An 11,546-nucleotide genomic window follows, 5' to 3' on the forward strand; every position below is an offset into this window, starting at 1 on the left:
AATCGTAGCCGACATGTGTATGCCGCCCGCTTCCCGTTTTATCGGGTGAGAAGCGGGCGGCAGCGTTGGTTCCGAGGGGTCAGGGGCGCCAGTCGATCAGGAGACCGTCGTAGAGCTCGGCGTCCGTGAGCTCCAGGGGGGTCGGGCCCGCGTGGAAGAAGGCCGCGTTGCCGGTCTTCAGCTTGCGGAGGTAGTCGAAGGCCTTGTTCTCGTGCTCGCCGAACGCGACGAAGGAGAAGAAGACGGCGGGGTGGGACTTCGCGGCGTCCGTGAGGGCCTGGGTGGCGGGGGTCTTCGCGTCCGGGGCGCCGTCGGTCTGGAAGACGACGAGGGCGGGGGCGGCCGGGGTGGCGTCCTTGTCGTGGTGCTTGTCGTAGTGCGCGAGTACGGCCTCGACGGCTGCGTGGTAGCTGGTACGGCCCATGCGGCCGAGGCCGGCGTGCGCCTCGTCGATCGCGTTCTCGGGGGAGGCGGGGGTGAGGTCGGTGGTGCCGTCGACCTCGGTGGAGAAGAAGACGACGTGCACGGAGGGGGTCTCGCCGGCCGGGGTGAGGCGGGTGGCGAGGGCGAGGGTCTGGTCGGCGAGGGCCGCGGCGGAGCCGTCCTTGTAGTACGGGCGCATGCTCGCGGAGCGGTCGAGGACGAGGTAGGTGGCGGCGTGGGTGCCGGTGAGGCCGGCCTTGGCGAGCGCGGCCTCGGCTTCGCCGTCGGCCGGGGTGTGCCCACCCGCACCACCCGTGACGGTCTCGTCGTCGGGTGCGGGTGGCCCCTGCGGGGCGGATTCGCCGTCGGCGGCCGCGACGGGTTCCGGGGCGGCGGTGCCGGCTGCCGCCGCGACCGGTTCGGGAGCGGTTTCGGGGGCGGCTTCGGGAGTGGTTTCGGTGGCGGTGTCGGGGGTGGGTTCCGCGACGGTTTCGGCCACCGGCTCGGGGTCGGACTGGGGCTCGGCCGCCGCGGCCGGTTCGGCCACTTCGGCCGTCGGCTCCGGGGTCGGCTCCTCGGTCACCTCTGCTGCCGGTTCGGCTTCTGCCACCGGTTCGGCCGTGGCCTCAGCCTCAGCCGCGGCGTCGGCCACCGGCTCCGCTGTCGGCTCGGTCTCGGTCTCGGGAGTCGCCTCGGCGACCGGCTCCGGCTCGGCGACCGGCTCCGGCTCGGCGACCGGCTCCGGGTCGGCTTCGGCGTCCGACTTCGCGACCGGCTCGGCCTCGGGCTTCGCCTCTGCCTCAGCCTCGACCTCAGCCGTCGGCTCTGCCTCTGCCTCAGCCGTCGGCTCGGCCTTGGCCTCGGCCTCAGCCTCAGCCGTCACGTCGACCTCAGCCTCTGCCTCGGCCTCAGCCGTCGCGTCGGCCTGTGGCTCGGCTTTCGCCTCTGTCGCGGGCTCGGTGGTTGCCTCGGCCGTCGGCTTCGGCTCGGGTGCGGTCTCCGTCGTGTCGACCGCCACCTCCGGCTCGATCAGGCGGGTCGCCTGCTTCGGAACCGTTACGTTGTCGAAAGCTGCTGAGACCAGATCGTGTTCGTCGGTCGTTGCCGGGCGGGGCTCCGGGACCGCGGCCGGGGTTTCCGGTTCCGGGGTCTTCTGCGGAGCCGCCGGGGCCGGCGTGGACTGCGAGGGGAGCTGGTCCGCACCCTCTGCCTCGGCAGGGCGCGGCTTTCGCGACCTGCCGAATGCGTTCCGCAGGAGAGTGAGAATGCCCATGTGCGCAACCCTTCGCGTGAGTTGATACCCGTCAATCGCTGGCCAGGACGGACACGTAAGGTTAGCGGCCCCAGGTTGCGATCTTGGGGAGGGTCGATGACTCCTGTCGGGCGTACGGCGGTCGAGTCCCAGCCTGTCGTCAAGTAGCCCTCGGCTTGGTTCAGTTCACCTCACCTTCACTCGGCGGCCGTTCGGGTGCGTCGCCCCGTCCCTGTCATCACGCTTGTGTCAAGGGTTGGCAAGGGGAGAGTAAAGTACGGATGTGCTCAGTGGGGGGAGGCAATCGCTCTGGCCGCCGCCACCTCCTGGCGCAGGGGTTCCAGGACGCTGTCCGGGGGGCCCGTGAGGTCCGTGCGGACCGCGACGAGGGTCTCCGAGCGGCGGACGCCCTCCGCCAGCTCGCGCAGTTGCAGGGCCACCTGGTCGACCTCGGCCCGGTCCGGGGGCGGTGCTCCGTGCCGGACCCGGACCCGGGCCGCCGTCGTCGCGTCGACGATGCGTTCCACCGCGACGACCAGGGGCCACCAGGCGGCCGCCCGGCGCCCGGTGGGCGGCGGCTCGGTCAGGGCGCGCTGGAACTCGGTGCGGATGACGGACAGGTCGCGGTAGAGCCGGCGGCGCAGCCGGGCACGGGCGGCGGGGTTGGCGCTCGGATCGAAAGCCAGCTCCACATAGGCCGCGGTGTCCGCCACCGCGTCGGCCAGGCGGTCGCCGACCCGGGTGCGCCAGCTCTCCGGCCAGAGCAGGTACCCGGCGATCAGCGCGATCGCGCAGCCCATCAGGGAGTCGAGGAGGCGGGGCAGGAGCAGCGCCGTGCCCTGGTGGTTCAGTACGTCGGAGAGGAGCAGGATGACCGGGGTGACGGCCGCCGTCTGGAAGCCGTAGCCGCGCGGGGTCAGGGCCGGGACCAGCGGGGCCAGGACCATCATCACCGGTACGTCCCACCAGCCGCGCGGTACGACAGTGAGGACCGTCGCCGCCACCACCAGGCCCGCCACCGTGCCGACCGCGCGCAGCAGCGCCCGGGAGAACACCGAGCCGAAGTCGGGCTTGAGGACGAAGGTGATGGTCAGGGCGACCCAGTAGGAGCGCGGGACCGGGACCAGGGAGACCAGGGCCTGCGCGATGCCGATGCACAGGGCCAGGCGGATGCCGTAGCGCCAGGAGTTGGCGGAGAGGACCACGTTGCGGGCGGCCCGGGCGGTGCGGATGCCGAGGGCGGCGGGGAGGCCCAGGCGGTCGTCGATGCCATGGGGGTCCCTCCCGCTCGAGCGAAGCCGAGAGTGGGGGAGGGTCGACGCGGGGGTGGTGGCGACCTCGGCCACGTGCCGCAGGGCGTGGTCTACGGCGCGGCCGGTCTCGTTGACCGGCGTGGGCAGGTCGAGCCCTATCGGGCCGGTGTAGCCGGTCTCGATGGCGTCGGCGATGTGCAGGACCGCGGCCGGGACCTCGGGCGGCAGCGGCTTTCCGGCCTGCCGGGCGAGCCGGACGGCGGGGGCGGCCTCCACCACCGGGGTGATCGCGTTCAACTGGGCGAGCATGCGGGTGAGTTCGCTGCTGCGGCCGCGGTACCGGGCGCGCCGGGCCAGGATCAGGTCGTACGACTGGTTCAGCGACTGGGTGACGGTGTGCCGGGCGCGGTCGTACGCCTCGGCGTCGTCGGAGTCGCTGACGGACAGCAGGTCGGCGACCGTGCGGTAGGTGGCGGCGACCGCGGAGCGTTCCGGTACGCCCGAGCGCAGCGGCCAGGCCAGCAGGGCGAGGAGGAGGACCAGCAGGCCGCCGCCGGTCATCAGTACCGGGGTGAGCCACCAGGCGCCGGGCAGCGGGAGGCCCGCGCCGATCACGGAGTTGAGCAGGAGGAGCAGGCCGGAGACGGAGGACACCGCGCCGATCGTCGAGATCATCCCGGAGAGCAGGGCGATGCCGGTGATGACGGCGACCGTCAGCCAGCCCTGGCCGTAGACCAGGGAGCCGGCGGTGACGCCGACGGCGCCGAAGAGCTGCGGGACCGCGATGTTGAGGATCCGCATCCGGTAGGCGTCGGCGGTGTCGCCGATGACGCCGGACAGGGCGCCCATCGAGGCGAGTGCGCCGTAGGCGGGCTGTCCTACCGCGAGCCCGACGGCGAGCGGGAGCGCCATGCCGAGGGCGGCGCGGGCGAGGGCGGCCCAGTTGAGGGGGGCTGCCTGCTGCGGCCGGAGGTTCCTTACCAGCCAGTCGGGAGGGGTGAGGCCGATGGGGAACTCGCGGGACATGCGCCCATTATCAGGGGCGGTGCCTGATGGAGGGTGATGCCCACGAGGAGGGCGCGGGCCGGTTCGGGGGCTGCCGCCCCCGGACCCCCGCATCGGCCTGAACGGCCTCGTCCTCAAACGCCGGACGGGCTGGAAAGTGGGGGTGCGGGCCGGTTGTCGTCCTCGGGCGCCGGGCGGGTCGGGAGGGGCTGATCGGCTTTCGGATTCGGGGGTCGACCCGTGTGTTCGTCGGTGTGTCCGTCGTGAGGGGTCAGGAATCCTCGTCCGCCCGGGGCAGGAACTCCTCCAGTGCCCGGTTGAACTCCTCCGGGCGTTCCAGGTTCGGCAGGTGGGATGCGCGGTCGATGATGCGGAGGGTGGCGTCGGGGAGGAGGGCGTGCATGGCCTCGGCGTCGGAGACGGGGGTGTATGTGTCGTCCGCGCCCACCACCACCAGGGCCGGGACCGTGACCTTCGTCAGCAGCGGGCGGTAGTCGGGGCGTTCGGCGCGGCCGCGCAGGGCCGCTGCCGCGCCCTCGGGGTCCGTGGCCGTCATCATGCGGTGGACGTGGGCCTTCACGTCGGGGTGGGCGTGCGGCGCGACCATCTTCTCCAGGACCTCGTCGGCGTAGCCGCGCATGCCCTCGCGGAGCAGCCGGTCGGCCATGGCGTTCCGGGTCCGTCTGCCCTCCGGGCTCTCCGGGTCCGGGAAGGTGTCCGCCAGGACCAGGCCCCGGACGCGCTCGGGGCCGAGGCGGTCGTAGCACTCCATCGCGATCTGGCCGCCCATGGAGAGGCCGACGAGGACGCAGGTGGGCACGTCCAGTGCGTCGAGGAGTTCTTCCAGGTCCGCCGCGAAGCGGGAGAGGGGGGTGATACCGGGGGTGACCGGGGAGGCGCCGTAGCCGCGCAGGTCGGGGGCGACGACCCGGCGGGTGGGGGCGAAGGCCCGCTGCTGGGGGCGCCACATCGTGCGGTCGAACGGGTGGCCGTGGATGAGGAGGAGGGGGGTTCGTGTGGTGTGTGGGCGATTGTCGTGGTGGTCGCTGTTGTCGTCGTGTGCGAGGAAGGGGGGCATGTGGCCGACCCTAGGGATCTTCGACTCCTCGGTGCAATAAAATCTTTGCTCTCGGTGCAATGGGATATGGGGGGACACCGTGGACGACTTTCGGGGGATCGCGGACCGGATCGCGTTGGACATCGCGCGGGGGCGGCTGCGGGCCGGGCAACGGCTGCCGCCGCAGCGGGCGTTCGCGCGGCGGCACGGGATCGCCGCCTCGACCGCCGGGCGGGTGTACGCCGAACTCGTGCGACGCGGGCTGGTGGTGGGCGAGGTCGGGCGGGGGACGTTCGTGCGGGCCGCGCAGGCGGCGCCGGAGGGGCGGGCGCTGGTCGAGGACGGCGCCGCCCGGGTCAACCTGGAGCTCAACTACCCCTCCGTGCCGGGGCAGTCCGAGCTGCTGGCGCCGGCCCTCGCTCCCCTGCTGCGGCCCGACGCACTCACCGCCGCCCTCCGGCCGGGCGCCGCCGACGGCACCCCGCACGCCAGGGAGGCCGCCGCCGGGCTGCTCGCCACCGGCGACTGGCGGCCCGACCCCGGCCGCGTCCTCTTCACCGGCAACGCCCGGCAGGCCATCGCCGCCACCCTGGGGTCCCTGGTGCGGCCGGGCGGCCGGATCGGGGTGGAGCCGTTGACGTATCCGCTGGTCAAGGAGATCACCGGGCGGCTCGGCGGCACGCTCGTCCCGGTGCGGACGGACGAGGCGGGGCCCGTCGTCGAATCCGTGCTCGCCGCGCACCGGGCCGCGCCGCTCTCCGCGCTCTACCTCCAGCCGACCCTGCACAACCCGACCTCGGTGACCGTTCCGGCCGAGCGCCGCCTCCAGCTGGCGCGTGCGGTGAGCGACCTGGGACTGCCCGTGGTGGAGGACCGGATCTGGTCGTTCCTGCACCGCGGCCCCGAGCCGCCGCTCGCCGCCCTCGCGCCCCGGCTCGTGCATCTCGTCGACGGGCTCTCCAAGCGGGTCGCGCCCGGTCTCACCGTGGGGTTCGCCGTCGTACCGGAGGACCGGGTGGCGGCGGTGGCGGCCGCCGTGCGGTCCGGGGGATGGAGCGCGGGGGCGTTCGCGCTGGAGGCGGCCGTGCGGTGGATCGGGGACGGGACCGTGGCGCGGCTGGTGGCGGCGAAGCGGGAGCAGGCCGCGCGGCGGCAGGGGCTCGTGCGCGAGGTGCTCGACGGGTTCGCCGTACGGGGCGACCCGTACGGGTATTTCGCCTGGTGGGAGCTGCCCGAGCCGTGGCGGGCGGACGCTTTCACGGCGGCCGCGGCCGCCCGCGGGATCGCGGTCACGCCCGGTACCGCCTTCCGCGTCGACCCGAAGCGGACACCGGACGCGGTACGGCTCGGGCTCGCGTCGGCGGCGGAGCCGGAGCTGGTGGGGGCGCTGCGGACGCTGGCCGCCCTCGCGGCGCGCGGTCCGCGGCAGCCCCCGGCGGACGGTCCGCGGCAGCCCCCGGCGGACGGTCCGCCGCAGCCCCCGGCGGACGGTCAGTCCAGCAGGCCGTCGTAGTCCGGCAGCTTGTAGGTGGTGTCGGCGTAACCGCCGGACAGGTCCGTCGTGTTGTTGCCGATGTTCGCGACGATGTCGTAGCCGTTCGCCTCGATCGCCTTGCGCTGCGAGGTCTTGAAGTCCGCGACGGACTCGGTCAGCAGCTGGGCGACCGTGCGCGCGTAGAGGCCGTCGACGGTGTAGCCGACCGACTTCAGGTTGGCCTTGGTCACCACGTTGTACAGGTCGCTGCGGGCGCTGACGAAGAAGACGCTGACACCCTTGGCGTGCGCGTCCTGGGCGAGGGCGAGCACCGGCGGGGTGGCAGGGATGGTGATGCCGCCCTCGAAGTACGTCTCCAGCGAGGTGTTGTCGATGTCGAGGACGATCGCCAGCTTGGCGCCGGAGGTGTTGGCGGCGGCGCGGTTGTCGATGTAGGTCTGCGCGGGGCCGGTGACGGCGGCGACGTCGGACAGCCACTGGGCCTCGGTGACGGTCGAGTCGGCGGCCTGCGCGGGCAGCGCGGCGGCGAACGACAGGGCGAGGCCGGCCGTGAGGACGGCGGCGGCTCGGCGCGCGGTGGGACGGTTCATCGGGTGCGAGCTCCTCAGGTCACATCGGCCGCCGGCGTTCCGTACCGGTGGCCGTCGTTCCGCCACGGTGGTCGGCCGGGGCGCCCGCCAGGTGTCCCCCGGAGAAGCAGCCGGTTACGTGACTGGCATGTTCTGGTCAGAAGTCTGTGAATCGGCCCTGAGGGACGCGGAATCGGCTGTGCCGGCGGCCGGTTGCCGCGCCTCCCGGGACCTCGGCCGGCGCAGCCGTCCGCCGGCCCAGGTCGCCGCGGCCACCGTCAGGCCGAGGGCCACGAGCAGCCAGGCGACCGTGCGGAGGGTGGACGTCAGGGCGTCGTAGACGGCGGCCGCGGCCGGGTGCGAGACGTCCGGCGGCAGGTCGGCCAGGGTGAGCCGGCGGCCGACCGAGAGGGCGAGGCCGAGCAGGGCACCGCCCAGGGCCGTGCCCAGCGCGGTCGCCGTGACGGCACGGCGCCGGCGGACGGCGACGGCGATGCCGCCGGCCGCGAAGACGACGGCCGCGACGGGAAGCCAGAAGCCGGCGACTTCGAGCACGTGGAACCCCTTCCGGAGCCGGTCCAGTTCGGCGGCCGGGAGTACGGCGACCGCCGTGTGCTGGACCGGGATACGGGCCGCGAGCGGCACATGGTCCTGGGTGAGCTGGTCCTTGACCTGCGCGGTGACCGGGGCGAGGTCGACGGTCACGGGCTCCTCGCGCTCGCCCTGGAGCGCCCGCAGCACGGCGTCGTGGGTGGCCCGGTTGCCGGCGTCCCAGGCCAGCCGGAACGCCCGGGTCTGGGTGAAGGAACGGACCGCCTCGCGCACGAACGGCGCCACCGTGCCCCGCATCGGCAGGCCGACGTCCACCTCGCGCATGATGCCGTCGCCGACGGTGTCCGCCACGGCGTCCCGGACGTCCGGGTCGTCGGCCAGCGGTGCCATCGTGCTGACGTACTGTCCGGTGTCCGCCAGCCCGTACGCCGCCCACGCCGCGAGCGCGCCGAACGGCAGCAGCAGGCAGGCCAGCGCGATCAGCAGGGCCGACAGGGCGCCCCGAAGACGTGAGCGCGGCGCGGGCCGGGGAGGCACGGGGGGCACGCTTCCAGGCAAGCCCCTGGCGGCCGGTCAGGCGAGCGGTGTGACTCCGTTCGGGGCATCGCGGGGCACAGGTCAAGCCGAACGGGCGCTACGACGGCCCCGGCCGTGAGGGCCGGGGCCCAGGCCGGGGCCACGCGTACGCCGCGCCCACCGGGCGGCGGTGCCGCCACCGGATACGGCGCCGCTACCGAATCCGGTTCCGCTACCGGATACGGTTCCCGGCCGCGTCCTCGTGCGTGTAGAACCGGTAGAACATCAGGATGAACGTCACCGCCGCGACCGCCAGCGACATGCCGACGGACCTGAGGACCGACTCCCCGGTCTGGCTGTACAGGAAGCCGAAGGCGATGCCCGCGAACGCCGTCCACACCACCGCGTGCAGCTCCCGCCGCAGCCGTGGGGCATAGGTCAGCAGGGCGAACAGCACCACCGCGAAGACGAGTGCGGACAGGAAGCCGAACAGCAGGTTCCCGCCGGTGATGGGCCCGCCGCTGCGCCGGTTCGCCGCGGCCCAGTCGCCGTAGATCAGCCCGGTCACCACGGGCACGGCCACCCGGGCCCTGGCGTGCGTCTGCGCGCTGAACACGTCGGGCGTACGGCCGCCCCGGGGCATACCGCCGGACGTGGGTGCCGCTTGAGCCATGAGCGTGCTCCTCTCTCCTCGCCCCCACCCTCCAGAGCACACCTGCGGGTACCCCCTGGCAAGTCGGTCGGCACGAGAACCCGTCCCCCGAGCCGTCCCGTACGACGTGCGGTGCGTCCCCGCCCGTGTTTCCCTGACTGACGTGACCGACCACCAGGCCCTGCGGCGGTGGAAGGAGCTGCTGCGGGCCAGGGGCCGGAGCATCGCCTGGGTGGCGCCGCTCCTGCTGCTCGCCGGGATCACGGCGGTCGACCTCAACACCACGGAGCGGTTCCGGATCATCTCCTGGATCGTCCTGGTCCCCGGTATCGCGGCGGCGGTCTGCGGGGTCTTCGCGACCGCGGTCTTCGCGGTGCTGTCGGTCCTCGACTACGTCGCCGTGGACAGCGCCTGGCCCCACCAGTACCAAGCCGGACTGCCCGACTTCATCCTGGTCGCCTTCGCGGGGCTGCTGGCCATCCTCGCCTGCGCGGTCCGCAGGAACAGCGAACGGCGGATGCTGCACATGCGGGACATCGCCGAGACGACCCGGCGTACCGTGCTGCGGCCGCTGCCGCCGGGGTGGGCCGGGATGGACCACGCGGCGGTGTATCTCGCCGCCGACACCGAGGCCCGGGTGGGCGGCGACTTCTACGACATCCAGCCGGGGCTGTTCGGCACGCGGGTGCTGGTCGGGGACGTCCAGGGCAAGGGGCTGGGGGCGGTGGAGACGGCGGCGGCGCTGCTGGGGACGTTCCGTGAGGCGGGGTACCACGAACGGGACCTGGCGACGGTGGCCGACCGGCTGGAGACCCGGATGGTCCGGCACCGGCGGCACACGGTGGCGCTGGGCCGCGACGACGGGGACCGCTTCGCGACCGCGGTGCTGCTGGGGTTCCCGCCGGGGGCGCCGGATGTGGTGGAGATCGTCAACTTCGGCCACGAGCCGCCGCTGGCGGTGGGACCGACGGGGGTACGGGCGCTGCCGCCGGGCGGCGGACTCCCCCTGGGGATGGCCGACCTGACGCCGGCGACCGGTCCGCCACCGACCCTCACGGTCACCCTCGCCGCCGACGAGACGCTCCTCATCACCACGGACGGCGTGACGGAGGCGAGGAACGCGGACGGCGTGTTCTACGTTCTGCCCGAGGCGGCCGCGCAGGCCCCCGCCCCCGACCCGGCCCACCTGGTCGCCCACATCCGCGACAGCGTCCTGCGCCACACCCACGGCCACCTCTCCGACGACACCACGATCTTCGCGGTGCGCCGAGCCGCAACTTCCTAGAGCGCGGTACTGCAGCGCCCCGAAGGGGGCGCGGGGCTGTGTCGATGTGCGGCTACCGCCGCGTGGGCGCGACCAGCCACAACGGTGCTGTACTCCGCAGCAGCCCGACGGACCAACGGCGGCTACCGGCAGCCCGGCACCGCCGACTTCCACCGTCGTGGCCGAGCATCGTCGCGGCGGAAAGAAGGTTGCCGAGCACCGTCGAGACGGAAAGAAAGTTGCTGAGCACCGTCGCGGCGGAAAGAACAAGGGGCGGAGGTGTCAAGAGGAGCGGGGGCAGGTGGGGTGGTTCCGGTGGGCGGTGTCGGGGGGCGTAGCGGTTGTAACCCGGCCCAAACCTTCCCCGCGCACTCCGCTTTGCAAGCGCAGCGGTTACCGTGCTGACGTAAGTGAAGCCGGGGAACAAAGGGGGAGGGTCCGATGCCCGGAACCGTGCTGCTGATCGCGGCCTCGCCGACAGGCAAAGCGCGTCTGGTGGACGCGGCCTCCGTGCTCCCCGTGCTCGCGGCCGTGCCCCCGGCGATACTCTCCGGCACCGAGACCGCCAACGTCGTCGAACTCGCCGACCCCCTGGAGCCGCAGGCCGTACTGACCCGGCTGCGGGCCGCGGCGGCCGCCCCCGGTCCGCTGACCGTGTTCGTCACGGGCCAGCTGCACCTGGACCGCAGACAGCGGCTCCCGCATCTCGCGCTCGCCCGGACCACGCCCGCCACCGTCCGCTACACCGGCCTGCCCTGGCACTGGATCCGCGAGGAGCTGCGGCTGCGCCCGCCCGGTGCCACCACCCTGGTCGTCGACCTGCACGCGGACCCCGAGACCTGGCAGTACCTGCTCACCACGCCCCTCGACTCGGGGCGCAACAACGCCGTGCACGGGCGGATCGCACCACCGGCCGCACGCCGGGCGGTCGCCGTACCGTCGTACATGAAGGCCGTGGCGACCGTGTTGCGGAGCGGGCACCGGCCGGCGATGGCGGAGCTGCACCGGCAGGTGCTCGCGCGGCTCGGGGCGGACCTCGCCTCCGACCTGCTGCTCAGCACGCACACCCCGGACAGCGGGGATCCCCACGACGCCATCAGCGCGGCCGTGCGGGACGGGCGGTACGCCGAGGCGGACGGGATCGCCGCCCGCTGGGAGGAGGCGGCCGCCCGGGTGCACGGGCCGGCCTGCGAGGACGCCCTGCACTGGTCCGAGGTACGGGCGGACCTCGCGATGTTCGCCGGCGACGCGGCGCGCAGCTGCCGTACCTGGCTGACCGTGGCGCACTCCCGGCTGGCCGCCGGGCAGCCGGCCGACGCACCGGCCGTCGAGGCGGCCGCGGACCGCGCCCACCACCAGTGGGGCGCCATCAAGGACACGGCGCGGGCCCGTGAACTCGGGCCCGCGCTCGCGGAGTTGAGACTGCGGGTGCCGGGCCGCCGGGAGGGTGCGCTGGAGAACGTCCAGCAGCACCTGCGGCAGCTTCAGACCAGCTGAGGCACCGGCAC

The 11,546-nt window shown here is 73.8% G+C and carries 9 protein-coding genes; 3 read left to right on the forward strand and 6 right to left on the reverse strand.

Annotated elements, in window-relative coordinates; translation table 11 throughout:
* Positions 1 to 79 precede the first annotated feature (79 nt).
* From ABZ887_RS10400 to ABZ887_RS10410, 3 genes are all read right to left on the reverse strand, one after another.
* Complete coding sequence (locus tag ABZ887_RS10400) at positions 80 to 1,696, reverse strand: VWA domain-containing protein (RefSeq protein ID WP_361285625.1); 1,617 nt, start codon at positions 1,694 to 1,696, stop codon at positions 80 to 82.
* Between the two features lie 266 nt (positions 1,697 to 1,962).
* Positions 1,963 to 3,954, reverse strand: coding sequence for an FUSC family protein (locus ABZ887_RS10405; protein WP_361285628.1), 1,992 nt, complete (start codon positions 3,952 to 3,954; stop codon positions 1,963 to 1,965).
* Between the two features lie 250 nt (positions 3,955 to 4,204).
* Entirely contained in the window at positions 4,205 to 5,011 is an 807-nt protein-coding gene (locus tag ABZ887_RS10410; protein WP_361285631.1) for an alpha/beta hydrolase, read from the reverse strand.
* A gap of 79 nt (positions 5,012 to 5,090) precedes the next feature.
* Between ABZ887_RS10410 and ABZ887_RS10415 the strand changes: the two genes are divergently transcribed.
* Positions 5,091 to 6,503 carry a PLP-dependent aminotransferase family protein gene (locus ABZ887_RS10415; RefSeq protein ID WP_361285634.1) on the forward strand — a complete coding sequence of 471 codons (1,413 nt, stop codon included), beginning with the start codon at positions 5,091 to 5,093 and terminating at the stop codon, positions 6,501 to 6,503.
* Here the strand turns inward: ABZ887_RS10415 and ABZ887_RS10420 are convergent.
* From ABZ887_RS10420 to ABZ887_RS10430, 3 genes are all read right to left on the reverse strand, one after another.
* Positions 6,482 to 7,075: an HAD family acid phosphatase gene (locus tag ABZ887_RS10420; protein WP_361285637.1), complete on the reverse strand. Its 594-nt coding sequence runs from the start codon at positions 7,073 to 7,075 to the stop codon at positions 6,482 to 6,484. The genes ABZ887_RS10415 and ABZ887_RS10420 overlap by 22 nt on opposite strands.
* Positions 7,076 to 7,189: 114 nt before the next feature.
* Complete coding sequence (locus tag ABZ887_RS10425) at positions 7,190 to 8,152, reverse strand: hypothetical protein (protein WP_361285640.1); 963 nt, start codon at positions 8,150 to 8,152, stop codon at positions 7,190 to 7,192.
* Positions 8,153 to 8,354: 202 nt separating this feature from the next.
* Positions 8,355 to 8,795, reverse strand: a complete 441-nt coding sequence (locus ABZ887_RS10430; protein ID WP_361285643.1) for a hypothetical protein — start codon at positions 8,793 to 8,795, stop codon at positions 8,355 to 8,357.
* 142 nt (positions 8,796 to 8,937) lie between these two features.
* On the opposite strand from ABZ887_RS10430, the gene ABZ887_RS10435 reads away from it, so the two are divergent.
* Both ABZ887_RS10435 and ABZ887_RS10440 read left to right on the forward strand, forming a co-directional pair.
* Positions 8,938 to 10,059, forward strand: a complete 1,122-nt coding sequence (locus ABZ887_RS10435) for a PP2C family protein-serine/threonine phosphatase (RefSeq protein ID WP_361285646.1) — start codon at positions 8,938 to 8,940, stop codon at positions 10,057 to 10,059.
* 420 nt (positions 10,060 to 10,479) lie between these two features.
* On the forward strand, positions 10,480 to 11,535 hold the full coding sequence (locus tag ABZ887_RS10440; RefSeq protein WP_361285648.1) for a hypothetical protein: 1,056 nt from the start codon (positions 10,480 to 10,482) through the stop codon (positions 11,533 to 11,535).
* Positions 11,536 to 11,546: the final 11 nt, after the last annotated feature.

The sequence above is a fragment of the Streptomyces sp. NPDC047061 genome (genome assembly GCF_040643955.1).
Lineage (GTDB): Bacteria > Actinomycetota > Actinomycetes > Streptomycetales > Streptomycetaceae > Streptomyces.

Coding starts and splice junctions, on each gene's coding strand:
- ABZ887_RS10400 (WP_361285625.1), bottom strand. CDS start 1,696: ATGGGCATTCTCACTCTCCTGCGGAACGCATTCGGCAGGTCGCGAAAG.
- ABZ887_RS10405 (WP_361285628.1), bottom strand. CDS start 3,954: ATGTCCCGCGAGTTCCCCATCGGCCTCACCCCTCCCGACTGGCTGGTA.
- ABZ887_RS10410 (WP_361285631.1), bottom strand. CDS start 5,011: ATGCCCCCCTTCCTCGCACACGACGACAACAGCGACCACCACGACAAT.
- ABZ887_RS10420 (WP_361285637.1), bottom strand. CDS start 7,075: ATGAACCGTCCCACCGCGCGCCGAGCCGCCGCCGTCCTCACGGCCGGC.
- ABZ887_RS10430 (WP_361285643.1), bottom strand. CDS start 8,795: ATGGCTCAAGCGGCACCCACGTCCGGCGGTATGCCCCGGGGCGGCCGT.
- ABZ887_RS10440 (WP_361285648.1), top strand. CDS start 10,480: ATGCCCGGAACCGTGCTGCTGATCGCGGCCTCGCCGACAGGCAAAGCG.